The following is a 24,736-nucleotide window of genomic DNA, read 5'->3' as shown; positions in this document are numbered from 1 at the left end:
CTCAGGCCCGCCACAGATACCAGGCTGCCACAGTCCGGTAGGGGCGCCACCCGGCGCCCAGCGAACGCATCTGCGCCGGTGTCGGCGCCTTGCCCAGCCCCTTGAGGCGACGATACCCTTCGCGCACGGCGAAATCGTCCACCGGTAATACATCCGAACGCTCCAGGCTGTAGATCAGCAGCATCTCGACGGTCCAGCGGCCCACGCCCCTCAACGCAACCAGGCGCTCGATCAACGCCTCGTCGCTCATGCCCAATGCCTCTTCCCGGCACGGCACCGCGCCATCCCGCGCGGCCAGGGCAATCCCCTGAATCGTCGCCAGCTTGCTGGCGGAAAACCCACAGGCACGCAGCGTTTGCGGCGCCACCTCAAGCAACTGCCTCGGCCCGGGGAACCCATCGTCAGGAAACAACGCCAGCAATCGTCCGAGTATCGCCTCGGCCGCTCGTGCATGCAGTTGCTGGTACGCAATCGCCCGGACCAACGCCTCATAAGGCTCGCGCCCCGGCGTCGCCCGGTGCAGGCACGGCCCGGTCGCAGCAATGTGCCGCGCCCAGTCAGGGTCCAGCGCGGCCAGGTACTCGGTGGCTTCGCGGTAGGCTTCAGGCGAGAGGTCGGCCAGGATCATCCGTAGCTCCAGTGGGTTCAAGGCAGGACCAGCTTAGCCCAGCCACGCATCGTGGAAACGCCGAATCTTGCGCAGCTAATTCCTGGCAACCATTGCCCCGTGCCATCATCCATGCATAGAATTGAGAACTATTCACAGTCACGTGCGCTTCATGGGGTCAGCCGCTACGATGCAGCTCAACGACACGCTCAAACCCGCCGAAGTCGCCCTGCTCTACCAGTCCCATCACGCTTGGCTACGTGGCTGGCTGCGCAGCCGGGTCGGCTGCCAGGAACACGCCGCGGACCTTGCACAGGACACCTTCGTGCGCCTGCTGCGCGCGCGCCAGGTTTCGCCGATCAAAGAGCCGCGGGCATACCTGAGCAGCATCGCTCGCGGCCTGATGATCGACCAGTTCCGCCGTCGCGCCCTGGAGCGCGCCTACCAGGAAAGCCTGGCCCAGGTACCTGAAGGCGAAGTACCCAGTGAAGAGCATCGCCTGGTGATCCTGGATGCCCTCGAGCGCCTTGACCGCGCCCTGCACCAGCTCAGGCCACGCGCCCGTCAGGCCTTTCTGCTGGCCCAGCTCGATGGCTTGAGTATCGCGCAGATAGCCCTGCGCCTGGGCGTTTCGCGCGCCACCGTCGAACGCGACCTGGCCAAGGCCCTGAGCGTCTGCTACCGGTTGCGCTATGCCGGACTGTGATCATGCACCCGCCCAGGCTCAGGTAGACCAGGCCATCGAGTGGCTGGTGAAGCTGCGCTTCGACACCCCCAGCCCGGCTACCGAACGGCAGTTCCAGCAATGGTTGGCCCACCACCCCCACAATGCCAAGGCCTGGCAGCGGGTGAGCTCCCTTAGCGACGAGCTGGCGGGGCTGCCCAGCGACCTTAGCCGACGCACCCTGGATGGCCGCCAACGTCAGCGCATCAATCGCCGTGACCACCTCAAGTTGCTGGCGGTGATAGCGATCGGCGGCAGTGTCGGCTGGGCCGCGCGCGAGCCGCTAGGCCTGCCCGCCCTGGTGGCCGACAGCCGCACCGGCACTGGCGAACGGCGCCGCTTGCAGGGCAGCGATGGCAGTCAGATCCAGCTCAACACTGCCAGCGCTATCGACCTGCGATACGGCGCCGAGCTGCGCGAACTGGCGCTGCTGCGCGGTGAAGTCAGCCTGGCCTGCAACCCTGGCGACAACCGCCCGTTCCGCATCACTACCCGGGTTGGGGCCATGGCCACCCGGGACGGCCAACTGCTGCTGCGCGAGAACGACCAGGGGCTGCTGCTGGCTGTGCGCCGCGGCGAAGTCACCTTGTTCCCCGCCTCCGCTACACCACGGGTGGTTCGGGCAGGCGAGGTGCTGCAGGTGTCGCCGCGCGGGGCCCATGCACTTGCCTCGTTGCATGGCGACCCGTGGGGCTGGACCGACGGTGTGCTGAGCGTGCAACAGATGCCACTGGGCGAGTTCTGCGCCGAACTGGCCCGCTATCGCCCAGGGCTGCTGCGCTGCGCTGGCGAGGTGGCGGCGCTCAAGGTATCCGGCACTTACCAACTGAACGATACAGGGCAGGTTCTGCAACTGCTGACCCGCAGCCTGCCGGTACGGGTCGATTACCGCACACGCTATTGGGTCAGCGTAGGGGCTGCCTGAACTTTTTGAAAAAGAATGAGGTGGAATCTCATTCTCGTTCGACCTGAAGGAACAAAACCCGAAAAGTGGTCTACGAAACCTTCAGGAGCGGTCCATGATCCACCCGTGTTCCCCCCGCAACGACAGGCTGCGCCATGCCGTGCGCGCCGCCGTGTTCGGCATTGGCCTGGGCAGCGCCTTGGCACTGCCTGTACAGGCCACCGCTGCACCCGCCAGTGAGCACCGGCAAATCGACTGGAGCATCCCCGCAGGCCCTCTGGCCCCGGCACTGGACCAGTTGGCGCGCCAAGGCGGCCTGAGCCTGTCGTTCGATGCGAACAGCCTGATGGGCAAGACCACCCAGGGCGTGCAGGGCCGCCATGAGCCGGCTCAGGCATTGACCCTGGTGCTGATGGGCAGCGGTATGCAAGTGCAGCAGGAAGGCGACAACAGTTTTCTGCTGATACCTGCACTGGACGCGGGCAGCGCACTGCAACTGGGTGCGACCAGCATTTCCAGCGATCGCTTGGGCGAAACCACCGAGCACAGTGGCTCGTACACGACCGGTGCGGTCACCATCGGCAAGACTGCACAGAGCATTCGCCACACCCCGCAGTCGGTGACCGTGGTCACCCGTCAGCGCATAGACGACCAGAACATCACCAACCTGACCAACCTGCTGGAGCAGACGCCGGGGGTGGTGGTGAACCTCACCGACAGCGAACGCGTGCAGTACTACTCGCGTGGCTATGCGATTGATGCCATCCAGTACGATGGCGCCACCGTGGTGCAGGGCAGCGGCGGAGGCTCATTCATCCAGAGCGATTCGGCCATCATCGACCGCGCCGAGATTTTGCGCGGGGCCACCGGCATGATCCGCGGCGCGGGTAACCCGTCCGGCACCGTCAACCTGGTGCGCAAGCGCCCGACGCACGCATTCCAGGGCGAAGGCAGCGTCACCCTCAGTTCCTGGGATGCCCAGCGGTATGTCGCCGATCTCTCCGGCCCGCTGACAGACACCGGCAACGTGCGCGGCCGGGTGATCGCCGTGCACGATGACAAAGACCATTTCCAGGACTCGCGCCAAGAGCGCAAAGAAGTGTTCTACGGTGTGCTGGCGTTCGATCTGAATGACAGCACCACCCTGACCACTGGCCTTGAGTGGACCAAGCTCGATGCCACCGGCGCCTGGGGCAACCTGCCCGCCAACTACGATGGCTCGCCCCTGCCCCTTGGCCGCAGCACTTACCTGGGTGCCGACTGGAACCGCTGGGACCGCAGCAACCTGCAGACCTTTGCCGAGCTCGAACACCGTTTCGATAACGATTGGTCGCTCAAGCTGATGGCCCAGCGCACGCACTTCGAGCTGGATGACCACGGGTTCAAGCAGACCTACTTCACCCGGGCCAGCGGCGCGGCCAACCCAGGCAACAACCCCTATCTGATGAACTATCAGGTTACCGAGGGCGACGGCGGCGAGAGCCTGCAGAACAACCTGAGCGCCACCCTCAACGGGCCGTTCGAACTGCTGGGTCGCACCCATGACCTGATGCTGGGTGTCGAGCGCATCCGCAACGATTCCTACGCCTCTGCCACCAATTTCGTCTCTTCTGGGGTGTTCGACATCCGCGAATGGGACCCAAAGACCAGCCTGGCCGAACCGGACATCGACATCACCGCCCATCCGGTGCGCACGCGCACCACCCAGGAAGCGGCCTACGCCACCTGGCGCATTTCCCTGGCCGACCCGCTCACGGCAATCATCGGGGCGCGGGCCAACTGGTATGACTACGAGCAGGAAAACAACGTCAAGGCGAACGGCAAGTTCAGCGTCGACAACAAGATCGTGCCGTACGCAGCGCTGATCTATGACCTCAACGACAACTTCAGTACCTACGCCAGCTACACCGAAATCTTCAACCCGCAGACCGCCACCGACGTCAGCGGCTCGGTGCTGGAGCCAACCACAGGCGAAGCTTACGAGACCGGCATCAAGGGCGAGTTCTACGAAGGAAGGCTGAACACCTCGCTGGCGTTCTTCCGCATCTACCAGGTCGGCAACGCCCTGGATGACCTGAGCGGCCCCAACCCCTGCCCGCCCAACTACACCTCGGGCTATTGCAAGGTCGCTGCAGGCAAGAACCGCAGCCAAGGCTTCGAGCTGGAGATTTCCGGCGAAGTGCTGCCAGGCTGGAACGTAACCGGTGGCTACACCTACAACACCACCAAGCAACTCAAGGACACCATCAGCAACACCGGCAACGCCATCCGCACCACCGACCCCAAGCGCATGCTGCGCCTGTTCACCAGCTATCGCCTGCCGGGTGAGCTGCAAGCGTGGACCGTTGGCGGCGGCGTGCAAGCGCAGAGTGACATCTACAACCGCAGCGGCAGCGCCGAAGCCTCCCAGGCGGGGTATGCGGTGTATAACGCGATGGTCAATTACCGGTTCAACGAGCATTACTCGTTGCAGCTCAATGCCAACAATATCTTCGACAAGAAGTACTACCGCCAGGTCGCGCCGACGCCGACCGGGTATTACTGGGGTGATCCGCGCAATGTCTCGGTGACCTTGCGCGGCAGCTTCTGACGCAGGCTGCCGGCTTGCCCGGCGGCCGGGCCAGCACTGGCAACGACACGCTTCAGTCCGCCACTGCCCGCAGCTTACCGGCCCGCCGGTACGACTGCCGGGCAACGCACACGAACAGCCCTGCCATGATCGCCAGCGCCATCGGCAACCCATGCGGCGCCACATCCATCGCCGCGCCGCTGACCAGCGGCCCGACCAGGCTGCCGACGCCCCACAACAAGCCGACGCTGGCATTGGCGGTGACAAGGTCCTGGCCCTTGAAACGCTGCCCGATCAGCACCAACGCCAAGGTGTAGATACCGCCTGCCACGGCGCCAAGCACCACCAGCAGCGGCCACAGCAGCCAGGTCATCTGCAGCAGCCACGGCAAGGCGATACCGATTGCCATCGCCACCAGCCCGCACACCAGGTGCAGCCCGGTACGCTCGACCCGGTCGGCCAGCCAGCCCAGCGGCAACTGGAAAACCATGTCACCGGCGAACACCACCGTCACCATCAGCGCCGCCACACCCACGGCAAACCCATGGCTGGTGGCGTACACCGGCAACAACGACAGCACGACCGCATCGAAGAACGAGAAGAACAGCACAGCCACGCACAACGCCGGGGCGACGCGGAAGAAGCCCGCCAGGCCGAAGCTTTTCTCACCCTCGTCACCATGCTCCACATGATCGTTCGGCACGGTCAGCACAATGCACACCAGCGCCAGGCCATAGCACAGGCTCACCACACCGGTGATCCACGGGCTGTTGGCGCCGATCACTGCGAGCATCGCCGGGCCGAGCACCTGGAAGCCGGTGAAGCTGGTGGCGTAAAGCGCCATGATCTTGCCGCGGTTGTGGTCCGGGCACAGTTCGTTGACCCACGACTCACCCAGGATGATTGCGATGCCCATCCCGATACCCAGGCCCAGGCGTAGCAGGGCCAGCATCCAGACCGAATCGAAGGCCAGCTCCAGCAAGGCGATGCTGACGGTGCACAGGCTGAAGCACAGCAGGTAGATGGTGCGCCGGGGCAGGTACCGGCAACAGGCGTCGACCATGAACGCCGACAGCATCATCCCCGCCGCGGGTATGGCCGAGATGATACCGATCTGCAAGGTGCCGGCGCCGGCCTCATGCAGGCGCAACGACACCAGCGGCAGGCTGGCTCCCAGGCTGAAGCCAACCACAGACACGGCGAACAGAAGGCCCGCCAGCAAACGCATATTCATGTACCACTCCAAGCAAACTGAAAAGACGCGCAGATACAGGCGCCCGGGCGCACGCCGGGAAAGCGGGTGACGCAGGGGCGCAGGTCAGTTCAGGGCGAGGTGTGGCGAGAAGGTAAAGGCAAACAGCACACTGCGGCGACGCTTGAGCACCGTATCGCTCGGCCACGCGCGACGCATGGCCTGGAGGGCAGGCTGGCGGGCGTATGGAAGGGATGGGGTACGGCGCATTGCTTTGGCTACTACGCAGGTTGGAGACAAGAGGCGGCACTCTAGGCCAAGCCAGGTTGAGCCGTCAATTGCCCGCGCCCACCGCGCGCAGCAGCACTGCCCCGACAGTGCAAGCGGCGGTCTTGCCGGTGAAGGTGGCGCATGGCACCGGCTTCACCGGTGATCGCCGGCAAGCCGACTCCCACAAGATGGCGGCCTACCCCGAGGAAGTTGGACACCCATCCAATGTCTGGCTCAACGTCCAACCGCTGGCGCGAATCCCTCGTGGGAGCCGGCTTGCCGGCGATTGGGCTGCAAAGCAGCCCCTGCTCAGCGCTTACCCGTGTTAGGCAGAAACACCGCCAACAGGCCGAACAATGGCAGGAACGAACATACGCCATACACGTACTCGATGCCGCGCAAATCCGCGACGTACCCCAGCAGCGCCGCGCCAATCCCGCCGAAGCCGAACATCAGCCCGAAGAAGACCCCGGCAATCATGCCCACACTGCCCGGTACCAGCTCCTGGGCGTACACCACGATCGCCGAGAACGCCGACGCCAGGATAAAGCCAATGACCACGCTAAGCACGGTGGTCCAGAACAGATCGGCGTACGGCAGCGCCAGGGTGAAAGGCGCCACACCGAGGATGGAGAACCAGATGACCGCCTTGCGCCCGATACGGTCACCGATGGGCCCACCAAAAAAGGTGCCGGCCGCGACCGCGCCAAGGAACAGGAACAGGTGCAACTGCGAGCTGGCCACCGACAGGTCGAACTTCTCGATCAGATAGAAGGTGAAGTAGCTGGTGAAACTGGCCATGTAGAAGTACTTGGAGAACACCAGCAGGCCCAGGACGACCAACGCCGCGATCACGCGCTTGCGCGAGATGCCATGGGTGGCCTGCACCACCTTGCGCGCCTTGGCCTGGTTGAGGTGCTCGGTGTACCAGCGGCGCAGCATCAGGGTCACGGCGAAGAACAGCAGCCCTGCCACGCCGAACCATGCCACATGGGTCTGGCCGAACGGGATGACGATGGCCGCCGCCAGCAGCGGGCCAAAGGCCGAGCCAGCGTTGCCACCCACCTGAAAGGTCGACTGCGCCAGGCCGAAACGCCCACCTGAGGCCAGCCGCGCAATCCGCGAGGTCTCCGGGTGGAAGGTCGACGAGCCGATACCCACCAGTGCAGAAGCCAGCAAGATCATCGGGAAGCTGCCGACGAAAGCCAGCATGACGATACCCACCAATGTGCACAGGGTGCCGAGCGGCAACAGGTTCGGTGTCGGCCGGCGGTCGGTGAAGAAGCCAACCCAGGGCTGCAGCAACGACGCCGTTATCTGAAAGGTCAGTGTGATCAGGCCGATCTGGGTGAAACTCAGGTCGTAATTGGCCTTGAGCATCGGGTAGATCGCCGGCAGCACCGACTGGATGAGGTCATTGATCAGGTGCGCCAGTGCACAGAAGGCGATGATGCGCATCACCAGGGGGTTGGCTTGGGTTGCCGAACCGGTGCTGGCAGTGGAGGTGCTGCTGATGGCCATGAGTTTGAGATCCGTGCGCAGGTGTGGGATCCGATTATCAGGAAACAAATGGATACATAGCTACCTTTTTATCCCGCTTAACCGCGTACTTGCAAATGGTTCTCAATATATTTAGCATCCTCACCGATTGATTTCCCATAATCGTTGGGCGATAACGCCCTTTAGCGAGCACATTTTCAGCATGAGCCCGATGCCCGCCACGCAGATTCAGGCCGACGCGCAACAGGAAGCACTGGCGTGGTTCTCCCGCCTGCGCCAGCCTGGCTGCGATGATCGTGAACGGCAGGCTTTCGCCCGCTGGTGCCAGGCCCCGCTCAACGCCCATGCCTACGCCGAGCTCGAAGCTTGCTGGCAGCAATTGCAGGCGCCACCGGCACGGCCCCGCCCGCGCCAGCTCACCGTGCGGCGCAGCCACCTCGGCAAAGCGCTGGCATTGCTGTTCCTGCTGGCGCTGAGCGTGGCGGCGTACCTGTACTGGCCACTGATGCAGCGCCTGGGCAGCGACCTGCACACTGGCGCTGGCGAGCGGCGCAGCGTGCGCCTGGCCGATGGCTCTACCCTGCACATGGGCAGCGCGAGTGCACTGAATGTCGACCTGCGCGGGCGCACCCGCCTGTTGCAGGTTGTGCAGGGCCAGGTAGAGGTGCACGTGGCGCTCGACGGCCGCGCCCTTGAACTGCAGGTGGATGATTCGCGTATCCAGGTGTTCGGTACTCGCCTGATGGTGGCGCGTCATGCCGAGCATGACGAACTGGTGGTACTCAATGGCAAAGCCCTGATCGCCCAGGGTAGCGACCAGCGTATGGTGTCTGCGGGTGAGCGGGTGACCTTCACCGAGGCGCGGATCGGCCCGGTGCAAAAGGCCGATATCAAAAACGCGGGCGCCTGGCGCAGCGGCGGGTAAGCGGCGACTTCGACCTCGACCGCGCTGCACAAACCCTCGACGCGCTGGTTGCCGAGCAGCATCTGCAGCTGTACAGCATTCTCGGCCAATGGCTGATCGTGCGCTGAAACCAGGCTGGGCGGCTAAGTTTTTGAAAGCGTGCAAATTTTTTTTGAAATGAGTGTTGACAGAGGGGCATCACAAGGGAATAATGCGCGCCATCGGCTACATAGCTCAGTTGGTTAGAGCATAGCATTCATAATGCTGGGGTCCGGGGTTCAAGTCCCTGTGTAGCCACCAAACTTGAAAAGGGCTTACCGCAAGGTAGGCCCTTTTCTTTTGCCCGCAGAAACGTTCAGCCCCTCTCTTTCGCCTTCAGCGCACCCCCGATACCGCCACTGCCAAGCCGAGCCCAATCAGCGCGACACCAATCAGCCGGTCGACCAGCCGCTGGCGCTCGATCATCACGTTGCGCAAGCCGGCACTGGAAAAAAACACCGCCACCAGGCTAAACCACGCCCAGTGGGCCAGCGACATGAAGGCACCGTAAGCGAAATCCAGCGCCAGCGGGCTGCCGGGCTGCACGACCTGGGTGTAGGCACTGATCACGAAGAGCATGGTTTTGGGGTTCAGGGCGTTGGTCAGAAAACCCGTGCGCAGGGCAGCCAGCAGCCCCGCCGCTGGTTCCTGGCCATCCAGGCTGATGCGAGTGGTACTGGTCAACGACTGATAACCTAGATAGATCAGGTATCCCGCGCCCAGCACTTTCATCGCCAGGAACAGCGCAGGGCTCTGGCTGATGACCACGGCGATGCCCAACACCGTGTACAGCACATGCACCTGAACGCCGAGGGCGATACCCACGGCAGCCGCAAGGCCGGCCTCGCGCCCCTGTGCATAACTGCTGCGGGTGACCATGGCGAAATCGGCGCCGGGGCTGATGACGGCCAAGATGGTGAAGAGGGCTACGGCGAAAAGCTCAGTCACGAAGAAGGTCCTCGATAGGCGATGAAAATGCACAGATGTCGCCATTATCGAAAGCGCGAAAACGAAGTAAAACCGATTTATAGTGACGCAAATTCGCTAGTTTTTCTCACACAGGTGCAGTGCCGTCGCCGGCAACTTCAAGCCCATGAAACTTCCACCGCTCAGTGCCTTGCGATACTTCGATATCGCTGCCGAAACCGAAAGCTTCGTGCGTGCCGCCGAACGCCTGCACGTTACCCATGGCGCCGTCAGCCGCCAGGTCCGCCTGCTTGAGGAAAGCCTCGGCATCGAGCTGTTCGAACGGCGTAACCGGGCGATCTTCCTGACCCCGGCCGGTCGCGCACTGCACGGCACCACCCAGGCCGTCTTCGAACAAATCGAAGGCGCAGTGCAGCGCCTTCAGCAGCAGGAACGGGGCAATGTACTGGTACTTTCCTGCGAGCCAACCATCGCCATGCGCTGGCTGATCCCCCGCCTGCCCCGCTTCCATGCCGCTCACCCGAACCTGCAACTGCACCTGGTGGCCGCCGGTGGGCCGCTGGACTTTGCCCGTAGCGGCGTCGACCTGGCACTGCGACGTGATGATTTCCATTGGCCGCCCATGCTGCACGCATTGAAGGTCTGCGACGAATGGATCGGCCCGGTCAATCGCGATGGCAGCACCGCACTCGATGGCCAACGCCAATTGCACAGCAACACCCGGCCAAGTGCCTGGCCCACGTGGTTGCGCCTGAGTGGCCAGCAAGCCCGGCACTGCCAACGCAGCGACTACGAACACTTCTACCTGTCACTGCAGGCCGCCAGTGCCGGCCTGGGCCTGGCGATAGCCTCAGCGCTGATGGTGCGCGATGACCTCGACAGCGGGCAGTTACAGGCGCCGTTCGGCTTTGTGCGCGATGGCTCCGCCTATCACCTGCTAAGCCCGCAACCGCTGGATGACGGCGGCAAACGCCAGCGCTTTGCCGACTGGGTGATGGAAGAAAGCCAAGCGTGCCTCGCTCACCTGGGCTTGCTGCAGAACGACGAGCCAGGACTGCCATCACCGCCCCAAGTGCGATAGCCCGCGGTGTCGATATGGATGCGGCCTGTCGGGTAGCGCCCCAGCCCCATGCCCCAGGCCTGGCCATGCTGCTGCCAGAAGCGGCACAGCGGGTTGGGGTCGGCCCAGCCCGGCAAGAGGATATCGACGGCGAAGGCACGGGTGTGGGCGCTGTTCACGGCGCCCCCTGCACACCGGTTCAAGCCAGGGTCACGGTAGGCCGAGACCACTTCGAACTGGCGCAGGATGCCTTCATCAGCCAGCGTCTTGATCAGCGCCAGCGTGGAACGCACCGCCGCCCAGTTGCCTGGCGGCGGCACGGCAAACGGTGAAGCCTTGCACAGCCGCCAGTCGGAAGCCGAGCGCAGCAGCTGATGAATCGGCACCACGCCATACAGGCGGGCATCCACCAACATCTCGCGGAAGGGCCGGGTCTGATGATCCCCGGCCCACTGCGCGAACATCCACAGGTCACGTTCATCGGCCTGAGCCACGCCGCCCAGCATCAGGCTTGTGGCCATCAGCAGCCATTTCGTCCTTTTCATCCCCGCTCCCTCTGCCCCAGTATGAGTATCGCCGCCAATCGGGGCGGCCATTACAAGGAGTTAAGCATGCACAAGATTGCCTTACCCAGCCTGGCCGCCCTCGCCTTCAGCGGGCTGGCCGCAGCCGATGCTCAGATCGACCTGGGCGATGCCCAGCGTGTCACTCGCCTGTTCGCATTCCCCAACAACTGCCACGTGATCTGCTTTCGCCCATGGACGCTGGAGCAGACGGTCGAGCACTACCTGACCATGAGCGTACGCCGCGACGGCTACGCGGGCGCCCAGGTGCACGTGAGCCGCGACGCAGACCGCCTGCACGCGACCATCAGCGATGTGCCAGCCAGTTATACCGAGCCACTGCGCCAGCTGCTCGACAGCGGCGAGCTGGCCTACCAAGGCGCCACCGAGCTGAACAGGGACGGCAAATGGTCCTACGACTGGTACCTGTTCCTGCCGTTGGGCATGGCCCTGCAGAACCGCCGCAGCATTGAGCTGCTGCATTTCCCGCCAGATTATTCGCTGACCCAGGCCCAGGACTACCTGCGCTCCAACACCACGGACCGCTGGGCAGAGCTGCTGACCTTCAATGGCGTGGCGGCCAGCGACACACCGGCCTACCAGACCATCATCGATATCGCCCCGATTGCAGCCCCGGCCAGTGCCGGGGAAGCGCTGAAAGACACCTACAGCTACTTCAACACTTACCAGACCCGCATGGTCAGGGAGATGACCGTGCCCCTGGATGCATCAGCCCTGCCGATGGTGGCTTTCGGCGCCCCCGTGCGCAGCTGGGTCGAGCAGCAGTATGGGCCCCGCGTCGGCGTGCTGGGCCTGGTCAGCATCAGCCCGCAGGCGGGCGCCAGCGTGCCGGTGCTGGGAGCCAACCACCCGAGCGCGATCTGGTATGCGGCAGACAAGCAAAGCCATGGTGGCAACGAGGACGAAGCTGATGCAGCAGGGCTGAAGATGATGGGCCAGGACCTGACGGCGGCGTGCTGGCAGGCCGGCATGGGGCGCAATCGGCAAGCCGATGCGAAGCTGACGCTGGAAGCGTGCTCGAACAAGTGGCAGGTCACGCAGAAGAAGCAGACCTGTGAATTGTTCTTCCGCACCGTACGCAAGTACCCACCAGAGCAGGCAGCGGCCAAGTGCAATACGGGGGTGGTTACGAGGGCCCTGAGGGATTTGCGTGCACCAATCGAGAGGCTTCAGGATCTTTGATCGATGCAGCCCGTGCTGGCCTCTGCGGGCGCGGGCTTGCCCCGCGAAGAGGCCAGCAAACGCATCGCATTGTCAGTCTTCGAGCAAGGTACACGCCATCACCAGCGCATCCTCACGCCCGCCAGCCACCGGGTAGTAATCCCGCCGCCGGCCAATCTCGTTGAAGCCGTAGCGCTCATACAGGCGATAGGCCGACTGGTTGCTGGCCCGAACCTCCAGGAAGCACTCCCGCCCATTGAGCTGATACGCGCGCGCCATCAGGTGCTCAAGCAAGCGCAGCCCCAGGCCACGCCCCTGGTTCTCTGGCTTGACGGTAATGTTCAGCAGGTGCGCTTCGTCGATGATCACGTTGATCACACCATGGCCGACCTGCTGCTGGCCATCGAACATCAGCCACACTTCGTAGGACTTGAGCGCATCCTGGAAAATCCCGCGGGTCCAGGGATGGCTGAACGCGGCATATTCGATCTTAAGCACGGCATCCAGATCCGCCTCGGTCATGGGGCGGAAACTGATCGATTCACTCATTCAACGCTCTTCCAGCGCGCCATCAGCTGGCGCATCGCTTTCCAGACGTCCGCCTTGCGCTGCGGCTCGTCCATCAACAGTTCAAGGCCCGGCAAGGCCCAGGCATCGCCCAGGCCGTCGAGCTTGAGTACTTGGTAATAGGCCTGGGCGTCGGTATTGGCGGCAAAGCGCAAGGCCGGCATGCCGATCAGCCAAAGGCAGGTGCAAGGGGCTTGTTCAAGGCGCGCCTGGATGAAGCCCTGGACGAAATCACGCGCTGCGTCCGGCCCCTGGTCCATGTTGCCACGCACCAGCAGCGGCCAGCGCACCGGCTCGCCGATGATCTGCGGGGCATCTGGCAGGCCTGCGGCGCGCAGCATGTCCTTGAGCAGCAGGTAGGACGGGTCGCGGCTCTGGAACGGCTGGCCGGTGGCCAATTCCACCAGCAGCAGGCAGTTGCCGGCGCGCAGCAGTTGCAGCGAAAAACGCGGTGGCGGCACGGGGGCCGGGCGTGGCGCGGGGGCTTGCTCCTCGGCCTCGACCGCTTTGGCAGCGGGCTTTGGGGTAGTGCCCGGGCGCGGAATCTCGATTTTCGGCCGTTCCCCGGAGCGCGCCTGTGGTGCGACCGGCGCTTCGTTGTCAGAGGCTGGCGAAGGCCTGACCTCGAACGCGGCCTGCTCGACCGGAACCTGCGGCAACAGCAGCTCGGGCCGCGACGGCGCAGCGAACGGCAGTTCGGCGCGCGGCAGCCAATGCACCACTTGCATGGCGGAAAGGTAGGCGCGGCGGCGGGGCTCGGTCAGCAAGGCACGGGTATCCGGGGGGCTGGAACAAGCGGGCATTCTAACGCTGTTGGCTGCCGAGCGCCGCAACTGGTCGGCAGAAAATTGCCGCCTGATCTGGCCAGGGGGCCAGTGAACCCCCCAGGCAACTCAGGGTTATCCCTGATTACAGACCAAGGGGTGAAATCCTCACCCCCGGATGCAGTACAATCGCCCCCTTTTTACTTGGCAACGAGTAGACGCCAATGATCGAACCCAAGCGCGTCCTGCGCGCCCTAGCCGAACACTGGGCCCTGATCGAGCCGCTGTGCGAGCGTTTCGACCAAGGCACCCTGAGCCTGGTCGAGCTGCGCCAGCAGTTGGGCCGCCAGCAAGTGGAAAGCACGCCGCAGGACATCACCCAGCTGCTCGACGTGTGGATCCGCCTGGATATCCTGGTCCCGGTGGCCAAGAGCCCGAACCGTTTCGAGCTCAACGCCCAGATCCACGACTTCCTCGCCTACCTGCGCCGTGAGCACCGTCTGGGCCTGTGCCTGGAGATCGAGGCCTACCTGCGCCACCTGGAGCGCCTTGCCGGGCATATCCAGGATGCCTTCGACAACCGCGACAGCGATGACCTGGCGCGCCAGCTGCGCCTGCTCGACATGCGCGTGCGCGACGTGCTGAAGAAGCTCGACAACGATGAACAGGCGCTGGTCGCCGTGGCCGAACGGGCCAAGACCAGCAACCGCCAGATCCCGCTGCGCCAGCGTTATGCCGAAGTACTGGCGACCTGGGACGAATACGTCGAGCCGATGATCCAGCTGGTCAACGCCGACGGCGCCTTCGAGCAGGGCGTGCGCAAGGTCGAGACCGTGCTGCTGAAACTGCTCGGCGAACAGGCGCGCCTGGGCCACCTGGTCGACGACGACATGCTGCTGCGCACCCATGCGCGCATCCTCGAGATGCAGACCAGCGCCCAGTTGACCCTGCGCCACGCCCGTGAACTGCTGCTGCCGCTGCGCGAAGAAGCGCGCCGGCACAATGCCGTGACCCGCGGCGCCGCCCTGGCCCTGTCGGTGATCCGGCGCAAGGGTATCGACGCGGTGCCGCAGGCGGCCATGCCATTGTTCACCCGGCCGCAGAGCACCTTCCTGGGCAGCGCCAGCCAGGTCGAGGCGTACGTTTATGCCCTCGCCCGCTTCGAGCCGAAACCGGCCAGGTTCCCCAAGGCGCACAAGACCCAGACTGGCCCGCTGCCACGCGCGCCACGCACGGTCAAGGAAATGCTCGAGCGCTGCGAAGATGCCCTGCCGCTGCCTGACCTGATGGTCTGGCTGCTGGACCAGGAGCCCGACGGCGCCACCGACGAACTGTTGTACTGGTTCTCGCGCCTGTCACGTGAGAAGCGCTTCAAGCGCGAACGCCTGGAACGGCGCGAGTACACCACCCACGAACACCTGGTCAGCCTGCGCTCGTACGCCCTGACATCCAGCCGCGAAGCGCAACCTGAAACCAACGCGAGCCCAGCCAATGCATCTTGATCTTTCCGAACTGTCCCAGCTCGCGCCGATCTTCCGCGAGCTGTTCAAAGGGTTCCACATCAGCCGCCGCGACCCGGAGCTGTACGCCCAGCTGTCGAACTTCCAGGACCAGTACCGCACCCTGTTCAAGGCCTTGGGCTTCGAGCTGGTGTGCGATACCCGCGGCTTCTATTACTTCGTCCCCGAGCAGGCCGCCGCACAGGTCAACAAGACCGCCCAGCGCCTGTCGCTGTTCACCTTCATTCTGGTCGAACACCTGGCCGACCAGGGCCGCGACCCGATGGCGGTACTCGACGGCGGCAGCATCGGGCGTGATGAGCTGCCCTCGCTGCTGGACAAATACCGTGACCTGTTCCTGCAGGCTGAAGTGCAAACCGTCGACGAGCTGGAAGAAAAGATCATGCGCCGCATGACCCAGCTCGGCTTCGCCCACGAGGAAGGCGGGATCTACCGCTTCCTGCCGCCGATGCACCGGTTCCTCGATGTGTGCCTGTCGGTGCAGCAGGACCGCGACCTGGCCGCCAGCCTGCACAGCGATCTGCCGCTGCCAACGCCGGTGCTGGTCGAGGAAGAAAGCCCCGAAGCGCTGGCCCACACCGACGACCCGCTCGACCTCACCCCGTTCGAGGGCGAAGAAAGCGAAGAAGAGGCCCTGGCCCGGGCCATCCGCGAAGAGCAACAGGAGATTGACGCATGAGCCAGGAACGCTACGGCATCCGCCGCTTCGCACTGCTCAACACCGCCGGCTACAGCCTGGGCCTGTTCCCGCTGGAGCACCCGCTGTCGGTCTACGGCGCCAACAACCTGGGCAAATCCGCTTCGATCAACGCCCTGCAGTTCCCGATCCTGGCGCGCATGTCCGACATGAGCTTCGGCAAGTACAGCCTGGAGCAGTCGCGCCGCTTCTACTTCGCCAGCGACACCTCGTACATTCTCTGCGAACTCAACCTGCCCCACGGGCCCCACGTGGTTGGCGTGGTCGGGCGCGGGCCGGGCGGCGGTTTCGGCCACCAGTTCTTTGCCTACAAGGGTGAACTGGACCTGGACCACTACCAGAAGAACGACACCTGCCTGCGCCAGAAAGAGCTGTTCACCAACCTCGAACGCCTGGGCCTCAAAGCCTACGAGCTCAAGCCGGACGAGCTGCGCCGGTTGCTGGTCGGCGGCCACACGTCGGTGCCGCTGGACCTGACCATGATCCCGCTGCGCTCGACCAGCGAACAGAGCCTGAAAACCTTCCGGGCACTGTTCATCAACTTGCTGCACATGCGCGAAATCACCGCCGCCAAGCTCAAACAGCTGTTCCTCGACGCGTTCGAGCACAGCCTGCGCTCGGGCAGCGTCGACTACATCGCCGCCTGTGAAGAAGCCTTCCGCGACGTACGCCGCATGGAGCAGGACTACAACGCGCTGGTTGCCGCCGGCCCGCTGGTCGAAGCCCTGGCCGGCGGCGTGGCCCAGCGCGACATCCTGCGCGGCAAGCTGCACCGCCTCTCGCCACTGCTCGACAACCTGCTGGGCACCTGGCAGGAATACGCCATGGCGCGCAAGGAAGAGCTGGTGATCCAGGCCGAGCACTACCGCGGCGAGCAGGACCGCCTGCAGAACGACCAGCGTGGCGGCACCCAGGAGCTGATGCGCCTGGAACGTGAAATCACCGGTATCCAGCGCTGGCTCGGTGAGCTGTCGGTGCTCAAGCACCGCTTTGCCTTGGTCGATGACGTCAAAGTGCTGGAGCAGCAACTGCTGGCCGCCAAGGATGCCCACGACGAACTGGCCGGCGCCCTGGCCCAGTCGCGGCAGTTCTCTGCCGAAGACCTCGACGAGCGTGTACGCGACCTGGAAAAACGCCTCAAGCAGGTCAGGCAGCAGCTCGACCACGCCGACAACAACAGCTACGCCCGCCTGCGCGAAGAGTTTTCGCAGGCAGACGTCGACCGCCTGATGCGCCTGTTCAACGGCGCACTGTTCAGCCTGCCGCTGGGCGAGCGCGGTATCGAACTGGACGACAGCGACCTGTGGGTGAAATCGCTGGAAGCGGTGCTCGATGGCTTCAAGGGCGAGCGCTTCGAGGCCCCGGGCATTTCCATCGACCTTTCGCACATCGACCCTCCCGCCCTGCAAGCCCTGGCCGACCGCGCGGCCCTGCGCGACCAGAAGGACCGCCTGGAGCGCGAGCTCAAGCAGCTCAAGACCCAGCAATCGGTGGCAGCCGACCGCAGCGCCTCCAAAGCCCAGACCGAAGCCCTGTACCAGCAGGTGCTGGACGCACAGAAGGCCCTGGAAGACTACCGTCGCAGCGAAACCCTGGCGGCGGAAGAGCCGGAGAAGCTGGAACAACTGGCGCAACTGGAAGCGGCCCAGGACGAACTCAAACGCTCCAGCGATGCCTTCACCGAGCGCGTCCAGCAACTGTCGGCCAAGCTGCAACTGGTCGGGCGGCAGATCGCCGACCTGGAAGCCAAGCAGCGCACCCTGGAAGACGCCTTGCGCCGTCGCCAGCTGCTACCTGCCGACCTGCCGTTCGGCACGCCGTTCATGGAAGCGGTTGACGACTCCATGGACAACCTGCTGCCGCTGCTCAACGATTACCAGGACAGCTGGCAGGCCCTGCAGCGCGTCGACAACCAGATCGAGGCGCTGTACGCCCAGGTGCGTCTCAAGGGCGTGGCCAAGTTCGACAGTGAAGATGACATGGAGCGGCGCCTGCAGCTCCTGGTCAATGCGTATGCCCACCGCACCGACGAGGCTCTGACCCTGGCCAAGGCGCGCCGCGCCGCAGTCACCGACATCGCTCGCACCCTGCGCAACATCCGCAGCGACTACGACAGCCTCGAGCACCAGCTGGCGCTGTTCAACCGCGAGATCAACAAGCGCCAGGTTTCCAACCTGCAGAGCTTCCGCGTGGTACTGGCGCCGAACAAGGAAGCGCTCAAGCATATCGACCAGATCATCCACAGCGCCGGCCAGTACGAGGAAGGCGAGACCCTGTCGGTGTTCGACCTGACTCAGAATTCGGAGCAGGATCACAAGAACGAAGAAGCCAAGGAGTACCTGGCACGGCTGGTGGCGGCCAACCACAACCAGCTGGGCCTCAAGGACCTGTTCGAACTGGCGTTCGAGATCACCAAGATCAACAGCCAGCCGGTGATCCACGCCGACATCGACGGCGCCGCCTCCAACGGCACCACGATGACCATCAAGGCGCTGACCAACATGTACCTGTTGCTGCACTTGATGGATCGCGACCTGGCCGGGCGCATTCGCCTGCCTTACTACCTGGACGAAGCGGCGGACATCGACGAGCGCAACCAGGCCGCGCTCCTGGAGACCAGCCTGCAGCTGGGCTTCGTACCGATTCTGGCGAGCGTGAAGCCACAGGTATCGGCGCATGTAGCGATCGACCTGGAAGGCGGTAGCGGGCCTAATGGCATCTACATCGACGAAGCGGACTGGAAGTACATCAGCCGTCGTGATGTGGAGAAGGCGATCGTGCGCGAGGATCAGGCCGAGGAGCTGGCCTGATTAGTGTGTGACGGGGCCGCTTTGCGGCCCCTCGCCGGCAAGCCGGTGATGGGAGGCCGAAGGCCTCCGCTGTTGCCTCAATGGGCCCAAGGCAGAATCGGAATCGCCGTCACCGCATTCTGCGGGCTGCCTTCGATCATGCGGTCGCTGTACACCAGGTACACCAGTGTATTGCGCTTCTTGTCCAGGAAGCGCACCACCTGCATGGTCTTGAACACCAGCGAGGTGCGTTCCTTGAACACCTCCTCGCCATCTTTCAACTCACCCTTGAAGTTGATCGGCCCCACCTGGCGGCAGGCAATCGACGCCTCGGCACGGTCCTCGGCCAAGCCCAGGCCACCCTTCACTCCACCCGTCTTGGCGCGCGACAGGTAGCAGGTCACACCTTCGACCTTGGGGTCATCGAAGGCCTCGACCACGATGCGGTCGTTGGGCCCGACGAACTTGAACACCGTAGATACCTGGCCGATTTCCTCGGCCCCTGCCAGCACCGGCAGCGCCAGGGCCGCCACGGCAATCACGCGTTTGAGCATGTTCATACCAGCACCAGGTTGTCACGGTGGACCAGCTCCGGCTCGGCGCTGTAGCCAAGCAGGGACTCGATGGCATCGGACGATTGGCCGATGATTTTCTGTGCTTCCAGCGCGCTGTAGTTGGCAAGGCCACGGGCCACTTCCAGGCCGTCGGGGCCCACGCACACCACCATTTCGCCACGGCGGAAGCTGCCTTGGACGGTCTTCACACCTACCGGCAGCAAACTCTTGTTGGCCTGGCGCAGCGCCTGCACGGCACCGGCGTCCAGCACCAGAGTGCCGCGGGTTTGCAAGTGGCCAGCCAGCCACTGCTTGCGCGCAGCCAGCATGCCGCGCTCAGGCGACAGCAGGGTACCGAGGCGCTCGCCAGCCTTGAGCCGGTCAAGTACCCGTTCGATACGGCCACCGATGATGATGGTGTGGGCACCAGAACGGGCTGCCAGGCGTGCGGCGCGCAGCTTGGTCTGCATGCCGCCCCGGCCCAGGGCACCGCCGGTACCGCCGGCTACGGCGTCGAGCGCTGGGTCATCGGCACGGGCTTCGTAGATCAGCTGCGCCTCTGGATTGTTACGCGGGTCGGCGTCGAACATGCCGTCACGGTCAGTGAGGATCACCAGCAGGTCGGCTTCGACCAGGTTCGCCACCAACGCGGCCAAGGTGTCGTTGTCGCCGAAGCGGATTTCGTCGGTAACCACGGTGTCGTTTTCGTTGATCACCGGCACCACGCCCAAGTCGACCAAAGTGCGCAAGGTGCTGCGGGCGTTGAGGTAACGCTTGCGGTCGGACAGGTCGTCGTGAGTCAAAAGGATCTGCGCGGTGTGCTTGCCGTGCTCGCCAAAGCTCGACTCCCACGCCTGCACCAGGCGCATCTGGCCGATCGAAGCGGCAGCCTGCAGCTCGTTCATCGCGCTCGGTCGTGCGGTCCAGCCCAGCTGGCTCATGCCGGCAGCCACGGCCCCAGAGGACACCAGCACCAACTCAACACCCGCCTCACGCAGGGCAACCATCTGCTCGACCCATACGGCCATGGCACCGCGGTCGAGGCCCTTGCCATCGGCCGTGAGCAATGCACTACCGATCTTCACGACCCAGCGCTTGGCGCCAGTCACCTTGCTTCGCATCTTCTCTTCCAACCTATGTCGAATCTGTAGATACCGTGGATACAAAAACGCCGCTCCAGAGAGCGGCGTTTAGTGTACTGCAACCGGTCAGTCGCGCACGTAAATGATTTCCGGGCCGTCTTCGTCGTCCTCGAAATCATCGTCCCACGCGTCATCGTCGCCGATGTCGTGCACGCTCTTGACGCCGGTACGACGCAAGGTACGGGCGTCGTCCAGGGCCTGCAGCTGGGCGCGGGCTTCGTCTTCGATGCGCTGGTCCAGGTCGGCCAGTTCCTCGGCGTAGGCCGGGTCGTTGGCCAGGCGATCGGCGCGGTCTTCGATGTAGCGCATCAGGTCGTGAGAGAGCTGCTCGGTGCCCTGCTTGGCGATGGCCGAGATCACGTAGACCGGGCCTTCCCACTGCAGACGCTCAACCACTTCCTTGACGCGCTCGTCGCGCTCGTCGTCCATCAGCATGTCGGCCTTGTTCAGCACCAACCAACGCTCACGGTCGGTGAGCGACGGGCTGAAGCGGGTCAGCTCGTTGATGATCACTTCGGCGGCGTCGGCCGGGCTGCTGCCGTCCAGCGGCGCCAGGTCGACCAGGTGCAGCAGCACGCGGGTACGCGCCAGGTGCTTGAGGAAGCGGATACCCAGGCCGGCACCGTCGGATGCGCCTTCGATCAGGCCAGGGATGTCGGCGATGACGAAGCTCTTCCAGCGGTCGACGCTGACCACGCCCAGGTTCGGTACCAGGGTGGTGAACGGGTAGTCGGCGACCTTCGGCTTGGCGGCCGACACCGAACGGATGAAGGTGCTCTTGCCGGCATTCGGCAGGCCCAGCAGGCCCACATCGGCCAGGACTTTCAGCTCCATCTTCAGGTCGCGCTGGTCGCCCGGCTTGCCTGGGGTGGTCTGGCGCGGCGCACGGTTGGTGCTGGATTTGAAACGGGTGTTGCCCAGGCCGTGCCAGCCGCCTTGGGCGACCATCAGCTTCTGGCCAGGGGTGACCAGGTCACCGATCACTTCCTGCGTGGAGGTGTCGATCACGGTGGTACCGACCGGCACACGCAGGAACAGGTCCTCGCCCTTCTTGCCGGTGCAATCGGTGCTGCCACCATTGGCGCCGCGCTGGGCTTCGTGGTGACGGGTATAGCGGTAGTCAACCAGGGTGTTGAGGTTTTCGTCGGCCACCATGTACACCGAGCCGCCATCGCCACCGTCCCCCCCGTTGGGGCCACCGTTCTCGATAAACTTCTCGCGACGGAAGCTCATGCAACCGTTACCACCATCGCCGGCCTTGACCCGGATGGATACTTCGTCAACAAACTTCATTCAAAAACCGCCTCTCGCCTTCCGACGAGCTGAATACTTAAAAAACCTGAGGCTCTTGCAAAAATGAGCGCGGCGGCCCCGTACGACCGAAGAAACCCACGCCGGCAGCCCATACAAACAGCTTTGCAAGAGGCTCACCACAAACGAAAAAGCCCCGTCGCATGACGGGGCTTCTGGAGCGACGTCGCGATTAAGCGGCGACGATGCTCACGTAACGGCGGTTGAACTCGCCTTTCTTCTCGAACTTGATCACGCCTTCGATCTTGGCGAACAGGGTGTGATCCTTGCCCATGCCAACGCCGTAGCCGGCGTGGAACTGGGTGCCGCGCTGACGGACGATGATGTTGCCGGCCTTGACGACCTGGCTGCCATACATCTTCACGCCAAGGCGTTTCGATTCTGAGTCGCGACCATTACGAGTACTACCACCAGCCTTCTTGTGAGCCATGGTTCAATTCTCCAAATAAATTCAGGGGATCTGAGCGATTAAGCCTGGATACCGGTGATTTTGATCTCGGTGAACCACTGGCGGTGGCCCATACGCTTCATGTGGTGCTTACGGCGACGGAACTTGATGATGCGTACTTTATCGTGACGGCCTTGCGAAACGACTTCGGCAACAACTTTAGCGCCAGCGACGACTGGAGCGCCGATGGTGACTTCTTCACCGTTGGCAACCAGCAGAACGCGATCGAAAGTCACGGATTCGCCAGTGGCGATTTCCAGCTTTTCGATTTTGAGGAATTCACCTTCAGCGACTTTGTACTGCTTGCCGCCGGTAACGATTACTGCGTAAGACATGGGTATTTCTCCGATAATCCTGCTCACCCAGCGCTTTATATGATGAGTATTGGCTGGCATGGCTGCACAGGGCTGGAACGGCCCGGCGCAATTGCGTAAGGCAGGTGCTGCCCAGGAAGTTAGGGTGCGCGATTGTACGCAACCGTGGTTTTGCTTGCAAGTACCGGCCCCGCTCACCGGGCGGCGCGCCTTGACACACCGGGACCCGCGACCTAGCATGCCGCGCAACCTCACTGGAGCAGCCGATGCAACCCCAAACCTTCTACCGCGCGGTAGCTGACGATTTCAGCGCCGTCGACGAGATCATCAAGAAGCAGCTGACCTCGCGCGTGCCGCTGGTATCGAAGATCGGCGATTATATCACGTCGGCCGGTGGCAAGCGCTTGCGCCCGCTGCTGGTGCTGCTGTGCGGCAAGGCTCTGGGCCGCGAGGGCGACGACCTGCGCCTGCTCGCTGCAACCATCGAATTCCTGCACACAGCCACCCTGCTGCACGACGATGTGGTCGACATGTCCGGCATGCGCCGCGGCCGTTCCACCGCCAATGCCCTGTGGGGCAACGCACCGAGCGTGCTGGTGGGCGACTTCCTTTATTCGCGCTCGTTCGAAATGATGGTCGAGCTGGGCTCCATGCAGGTCATGCAGATCCTCTCCAAGTCCACCCGGGTGATCGCCGAAGGCGAAGTGCTGCAGCTGTCGCGGGTGCGCGATGCCAGCACCACCGAAGAAGTGTACATGGAGGTCATCCGGGGCAAGACCGCGATGCTGTTCGAGGCCTCGACCCACAGCGCCGCCGCGCTGGCCGGTGCCACCGACGAGCAGCGCGAGGCGCTGCGCACCTTCGGCGACCACCTGGGCGTGGCTTTCCAGCTGGTCGACGACCTGCTCGACTACAAAGGCGATTCGCAGACCCTGGGCAAGAACGTGGGCGACGACCTGGCCGAAGGCAAGCCCACCCTGCCGCTGATCTACACCATGCGCGAAGGCACGCCTGAGCAGGCTGCACTGGTGCGCAAGGCGATCCAGAAGGGTGGCCTGGAAGACCTGGAGCAGATCCGCGTGGCGGTCGAGGCTTCGGGCGCGCTGGACTACACCGCGCAGCTGGCTCGTGATTACGTGAAGCGGGCCATTGAGTGCCTGGAAGTGCTGCCAGCCAGCCAATACCGGGATGCACTGGTGGAGCTGAGTGAGTTTGCCGTAGCGCGCACGCACTAAGGTCGCGTCACCCTCCTCGCGGGCAAGCCCGCTCCGCAGGATCCACAGGGTTCTGCAGGAGCAGGCTTGCCCGCGATGCATTTGTGCGGACAAAAACATTTCCCTGTTAAAACCTTATACAATATGGGCCTTTAACCGTCTGTCTGTTTAAGGAACCGAAGTGAGCACTTTGCCGCCCTGCCCTAAATGCAATTCCGAGTACACCTACGAGGATGGCACCCAGCTGATCTGCCCTGAATGCGCCCACGAGTGGTCGGCCACCGGCGAAGCCGATGCCGGCAGCGATGACGTGGTGAAAAAGGATGCAGTGGGCAATGTGCTGCAGGACGGCGACACCGTCACCGTGATCAAGGACCTCAAGGTCAAGGGTTCTTCCCTGGTGGTCAAGGTCGGTACCAAGGTCAAGAATATCCGCCTGTGCGACGGCGACCACGACATCGACTGCAAGATCGACGGCATTGGCGCCATGAAGCTGAAGTCGGAATTCGTGCGCAAGGTCTGATTACCTGAAAAACAGCCAATAGTCTCTTGCTATTTTGATAATAAGAATTATTCTCATTGGACCGTTACCCAAGGAGAATAGCCATGACTTATCTGATCGACGCTTGGCTGGACCGCCCCCACCCTTACCTGCGCATCCTGCATCGCGAAACCGGCGAAGTGTGCGCCGTGCTCGAAGAAGAAGCGCTCGACGAACTGCGTGACCAGGGTGACCTGGACATGAGCGGGTTGAATTCGAGTGAACCGGTGGTGCTCAAGGAGCTGGTGCGCAATTTGTTCCTGTTCTGTTATGCGCGGGCGTTGCGCCCGGTGGGAACAGACTGGAATTGAAGCCGGCAGCACCGGCCTCACCCCCGGCAAGCCGGCGCCAGGTGCAGTGCAAACCTCAGGTTCTGCGCGGCCCTGGTGGGAGCCGGCTTACCGGCGATAGGGCCGCGAAGCGGCCCCAGAGGC

The 24,736-nt window shown here is 63.7% G+C and carries 23 protein-coding genes, 1 tRNA gene and 1 pseudogene; 13 read left to right on the top strand and 12 right to left on the bottom strand.

Going from position 1 to position 24,736, the window contains the following annotated elements:
* Window position 1: 1 nt before the first annotated feature.
* Complete coding sequence (locus ACIPZC_RS07225) at window positions 2-628, bottom strand: DNA-3-methyladenine glycosylase family protein (RefSeq protein WP_400625915.1); 627 nt, start codon at window positions 626-628, stop codon at window positions 2-4.
* A 169-nt stretch (window positions 629-797) separates the two neighbouring features.
* Here ACIPZC_RS07225 and ACIPZC_RS07220 point away from each other — a divergent pair, with 169 nt between their 5' ends.
* From ACIPZC_RS07220 to ACIPZC_RS07210, 3 genes are all read left to right on the top strand, one after another.
* On the top strand, window positions 798-1,313 hold the full coding sequence (locus ACIPZC_RS07220; protein ID WP_400626361.1) for a sigma-70 family RNA polymerase sigma factor: 516 nt from the start codon (window positions 798-800) through the stop codon (window positions 1,311-1,313).
* The gene (locus ACIPZC_RS07215; RefSeq protein WP_400625913.1) at window positions 1,300-2,256 is read left to right on the top strand and encodes a FecR domain-containing protein; all 957 of its coding nucleotides are present in this window, start codon (window positions 1,300-1,302) and stop codon (window positions 2,254-2,256) included. The genes ACIPZC_RS07220 and ACIPZC_RS07215 overlap by 14 nt, the downstream gene beginning before the upstream one ends.
* 94 nt (window positions 2,257-2,350) lie before the next feature.
* Complete coding sequence (locus ACIPZC_RS07210; RefSeq protein ID WP_400625911.1) at window positions 2,351-4,825, top strand: TonB-dependent siderophore receptor; 2,475 nt, start codon at window positions 2,351-2,353, stop codon at window positions 4,823-4,825.
* Window positions 4,826-4,877: 52 nt separating this feature from the next.
* On the opposite strand, the gene ACIPZC_RS07205 is transcribed toward ACIPZC_RS07210, so the two are convergent.
* Both ACIPZC_RS07205 and ACIPZC_RS07200 read right to left on the bottom strand, forming a co-directional pair.
* A complete protein-coding gene (locus ACIPZC_RS07205; protein ID WP_400625909.1) occupies window positions 4,878-6,038 on the bottom strand; it encodes an MFS transporter in 1,161 nt (386 codons plus the stop codon).
* A gap of 537 nt (window positions 6,039-6,575) precedes the next feature.
* On the bottom strand, window positions 6,576-7,787 hold the full coding sequence (locus ACIPZC_RS07200; protein ID WP_400625907.1) for an MFS transporter: 1,212 nt from the start codon (window positions 7,785-7,787) through the stop codon (window positions 6,576-6,578).
* Between the two features lie 181 nt (window positions 7,788-7,968).
* On the opposite strand from ACIPZC_RS07200, the pseudogene ACIPZC_RS07195 reads away from it, so the two are divergent.
* Window positions 7,969-8,798: pseudogene (locus ACIPZC_RS07195) on the top strand (FecR family protein).
* 95 nt (window positions 8,799-8,893) lie between these two features.
* Window positions 8,894-8,970 (top strand) — tRNA-Met (locus ACIPZC_RS07190).
* Between the two features lie 75 nt (window positions 8,971-9,045).
* On the opposite strand, the gene ACIPZC_RS07185 is transcribed toward ACIPZC_RS07190, so the two are convergent.
* Window positions 9,046-9,657 (bottom strand): LysE family translocator, encoded by a 612-nt coding sequence (locus ACIPZC_RS07185; RefSeq protein ID WP_400625905.1) that lies wholly within the window; start codon window positions 9,655-9,657, stop codon window positions 9,046-9,048.
* Between the two features lie 145 nt (window positions 9,658-9,802).
* Here ACIPZC_RS07185 and ACIPZC_RS07180 point away from each other — a divergent pair, with 145 nt between their 5' ends.
* Window positions 9,803-10,717, top strand: coding sequence for a LysR substrate-binding domain-containing protein (locus tag ACIPZC_RS07180; protein ID WP_400625903.1), 915 nt, complete (start codon window positions 9,803-9,805; stop codon window positions 10,715-10,717).
* Here the strand turns inward: ACIPZC_RS07180 and ACIPZC_RS07175 are convergent.
* Window positions 10,657-11,241, bottom strand: coding sequence for a D-Ala-D-Ala carboxypeptidase family metallohydrolase (locus tag ACIPZC_RS07175; protein ID WP_400625901.1), 585 nt, complete (start codon window positions 11,239-11,241; stop codon window positions 10,657-10,659). The genes ACIPZC_RS07180 and ACIPZC_RS07175 overlap by 61 nt on opposite strands.
* Before the next feature lie 66 nt (window positions 11,242-11,307).
* On the opposite strand from ACIPZC_RS07175, the gene ACIPZC_RS07170 reads away from it, so the two are divergent.
* Entirely contained in the window at window positions 11,308-12,462 is a 1,155-nt protein-coding gene (locus ACIPZC_RS07170) for a hypothetical protein (RefSeq protein WP_400625899.1), read from the top strand.
* Window positions 12,463-12,534: 72 nt separating this feature from the next.
* Here ACIPZC_RS07170 and rimI read toward each other — a convergent pair whose 3' ends face one another.
* Both rimI and ACIPZC_RS07160 read right to left on the bottom strand, forming a co-directional pair.
* Complete coding sequence (gene rimI / locus ACIPZC_RS07165; protein ID WP_012316291.1) at window positions 12,535-12,990, bottom strand: ribosomal protein S18-alanine N-acetyltransferase; 456 nt, start codon at window positions 12,988-12,990, stop codon at window positions 12,535-12,537.
* A complete protein-coding gene (locus tag ACIPZC_RS07160; protein ID WP_400625898.1) occupies window positions 12,987-13,775 on the bottom strand; it encodes an energy transducer TonB in 789 nt (262 codons plus the stop codon). Before ACIPZC_RS07160 ends, rimI begins: the two co-directional genes overlap by 4 nt.
* A gap of 221 nt (window positions 13,776-13,996) precedes the next feature.
* On the opposite strand from ACIPZC_RS07160, the gene mksB reads away from it, so the two are divergent.
* The 3 genes from mksB to mksF are packed head-to-tail and all read left to right on the top strand — an operon-like array spanning window position 13,997 to window position 18,799.
* Entirely contained in the window at window positions 13,997-15,274 is a 1,278-nt protein-coding gene (mksB, locus tag ACIPZC_RS07155; protein ID WP_241806295.1) for an Mks condensin complex protein MksB, read from the top strand.
* Window positions 15,264-15,971 carry an Mks condensin complex protein MksE gene (gene mksE / locus ACIPZC_RS07150; protein WP_400625897.1) on the top strand — a complete coding sequence of 236 codons (708 nt, stop codon included), beginning with the start codon at window positions 15,264-15,266 and terminating at the stop codon, window positions 15,969-15,971. Before mksB ends, mksE begins: the two co-directional genes overlap by 11 nt.
* A complete protein-coding gene (gene mksF, locus ACIPZC_RS07145; protein ID WP_400625895.1) occupies window positions 15,968-18,799 on the top strand; it encodes an Mks condensin complex protein MksF in 2,832 nt (943 codons plus the stop codon). The genes mksE and mksF overlap by 4 nt, the downstream gene beginning before the upstream one ends.
* A gap of 77 nt (window positions 18,800-18,876) precedes the next feature.
* Here the strand turns inward: mksF and ACIPZC_RS07140 are convergent, their stop codons facing one another.
* The 5 genes from ACIPZC_RS07140 to rplU form a co-directional block, all read right to left on the bottom strand.
* Window positions 18,877-19,338 (bottom strand): CreA family protein, encoded by a 462-nt coding sequence (locus tag ACIPZC_RS07140; protein WP_267818821.1) that lies wholly within the window; start codon window positions 19,336-19,338, stop codon window positions 18,877-18,879.
* On the bottom strand, window positions 19,335-20,453 hold the full coding sequence (gene proB, locus ACIPZC_RS07135; protein ID WP_241806291.1) for a glutamate 5-kinase: 1,119 nt from the start codon (window positions 20,451-20,453) through the stop codon (window positions 19,335-19,337). The genes ACIPZC_RS07140 and proB overlap by 4 nt, the downstream gene beginning before the upstream one ends.
* Before the next feature lie 87 nt (window positions 20,454-20,540).
* Entirely contained in the window at window positions 20,541-21,767 is a 1,227-nt protein-coding gene (cgtA, locus tag ACIPZC_RS07130) for an Obg family GTPase CgtA (RefSeq protein ID WP_400625892.1), read from the bottom strand.
* Between the two features lie 190 nt (window positions 21,768-21,957).
* A complete protein-coding gene (rpmA, locus tag ACIPZC_RS07125; protein ID WP_008092023.1) occupies window positions 21,958-22,215 on the bottom strand; it encodes a 50S ribosomal protein L27 in 258 nt (85 codons plus the stop codon).
* A 38-nt stretch (window positions 22,216-22,253) separates the two neighbouring features.
* Window positions 22,254-22,568 (bottom strand): 50S ribosomal protein L21, encoded by a 315-nt coding sequence (gene rplU, locus ACIPZC_RS07120; RefSeq protein WP_008092021.1) that lies wholly within the window; start codon window positions 22,566-22,568, stop codon window positions 22,254-22,256.
* A 245-nt stretch (window positions 22,569-22,813) separates the two neighbouring features.
* Here rplU and ACIPZC_RS07115 point away from each other — a divergent pair, with 245 nt between their 5' ends.
* The 3 genes from ACIPZC_RS07115 to ACIPZC_RS07105 all read left to right on the top strand — a co-directional run bounded on the left by ACIPZC_RS07115 (window position 22,814) and on the right by ACIPZC_RS07105 (window position 24,613).
* Complete coding sequence (locus tag ACIPZC_RS07115; RefSeq protein WP_241806289.1) at window positions 22,814-23,782, top strand: polyprenyl synthetase family protein; 969 nt, start codon at window positions 22,814-22,816, stop codon at window positions 23,780-23,782.
* 160 nt (window positions 23,783-23,942) lie between these two features.
* Window positions 23,943-24,284 carry a zinc ribbon domain-containing protein YjdM gene (locus tag ACIPZC_RS07110; protein WP_267818828.1) on the top strand — a complete coding sequence of 114 codons (342 nt, stop codon included), beginning with the start codon at window positions 23,943-23,945 and terminating at the stop codon, window positions 24,282-24,284.
* An 83-nt stretch (window positions 24,285-24,367) separates the two neighbouring features.
* Window positions 24,368-24,613, top strand: coding sequence for a hypothetical protein (locus tag ACIPZC_RS07105; RefSeq protein ID WP_012316301.1), 246 nt, complete (start codon window positions 24,368-24,370; stop codon window positions 24,611-24,613).
* The last annotated feature ends 123 nt before the right edge of the window (window positions 24,614-24,736 follow it).

Origin of the sequence: Pseudomonas sp. NPDC089743 (genome assembly GCF_044748785.1) — a bacterium.
In the GTDB taxonomy this organism is placed as follows: Bacteria; Pseudomonadota; Gammaproteobacteria; order Pseudomonadales; family Pseudomonadaceae; genus Aquipseudomonas; species Aquipseudomonas putida_X.
The sequence above is the reverse complement of the archived record's forward strand: the minus strand, read 5'-3'. Positions and strand labels throughout refer to the sequence as shown.

Coding starts and splice junctions, on each gene's coding strand:
- rpmA (WP_008092023.1), bottom strand. CDS start 22,215: ATGGCTCACAAGAAGGCTGGTGGTAGTACTCGTAATGGTCGCGACTCA.
- ACIPZC_RS07225 (WP_400625915.1), bottom strand. CDS start 628: ATGATCCTGGCCGACCTCTCGCCTGAAGCCTACCGCGAAGCCACCGAG.
- ACIPZC_RS07105 (WP_012316301.1), top strand. CDS start 24,368: ATGACTTATCTGATCGACGCTTGGCTGGACCGCCCCCACCCTTACCTG.
- ACIPZC_RS07200 (WP_400625907.1), bottom strand. CDS start 7,787: ATGGCCATCAGCAGCACCTCCACTGCCAGCACCGGTTCGGCAACCCAA.
- ACIPZC_RS07115 (WP_241806289.1), top strand. CDS start 22,814: ATGCAACCCCAAACCTTCTACCGCGCGGTAGCTGACGATTTCAGCGCC.
- ACIPZC_RS07140 (WP_267818821.1), bottom strand. CDS start 19,338: ATGAACATGCTCAAACGCGTGATTGCCGTGGCGGCCCTGGCGCTGCCG.
- proB (WP_241806291.1), bottom strand. CDS start 20,453: ATGCGAAGCAAGGTGACTGGCGCCAAGCGCTGGGTCGTGAAGATCGGT.
- cgtA (WP_400625892.1), bottom strand. CDS start 21,767: ATGAAGTTTGTTGACGAAGTATCCATCCGGGTCAAGGCCGGCGATGGT.
- mksB (WP_241806295.1), top strand. CDS start 13,997: ATGATCGAACCCAAGCGCGTCCTGCGCGCCCTAGCCGAACACTGGGCC.
- mksE (WP_400625897.1), top strand. CDS start 15,264: ATGCATCTTGATCTTTCCGAACTGTCCCAGCTCGCGCCGATCTTCCGC.
- rimI (WP_012316291.1), bottom strand. CDS start 12,990: ATGAGTGAATCGATCAGTTTCCGCCCCATGACCGAGGCGGATCTGGAT.
- ACIPZC_RS07220 (WP_400626361.1), top strand. CDS start 798: ATGCAGCTCAACGACACGCTCAAACCCGCCGAAGTCGCCCTGCTCTAC.
- rplU (WP_008092021.1), bottom strand. CDS start 22,568: ATGTCTTACGCAGTAATCGTTACCGGCGGCAAGCAGTACAAAGTCGCT.
- ACIPZC_RS07170 (WP_400625899.1), top strand. CDS start 11,308: ATGCACAAGATTGCCTTACCCAGCCTGGCCGCCCTCGCCTTCAGCGGG.
- ACIPZC_RS07215 (WP_400625913.1), top strand. CDS start 1,300: ATGCCGGACTGTGATCATGCACCCGCCCAGGCTCAGGTAGACCAGGCC.
- mksF (WP_400625895.1), top strand. CDS start 15,968: ATGAGCCAGGAACGCTACGGCATCCGCCGCTTCGCACTGCTCAACACC.
- ACIPZC_RS07205 (WP_400625909.1), bottom strand. CDS start 6,038: ATGAATATGCGTTTGCTGGCGGGCCTTCTGTTCGCCGTGTCTGTGGTT.
- ACIPZC_RS07210 (WP_400625911.1), top strand. CDS start 2,351: ATGATCCACCCGTGTTCCCCCCGCAACGACAGGCTGCGCCATGCCGTG.
- ACIPZC_RS07175 (WP_400625901.1), bottom strand. CDS start 11,241: ATGAAAAGGACGAAATGGCTGCTGATGGCCACAAGCCTGATGCTGGGC.
- ACIPZC_RS07180 (WP_400625903.1), top strand. CDS start 9,803: ATGAAACTTCCACCGCTCAGTGCCTTGCGATACTTCGATATCGCTGCC.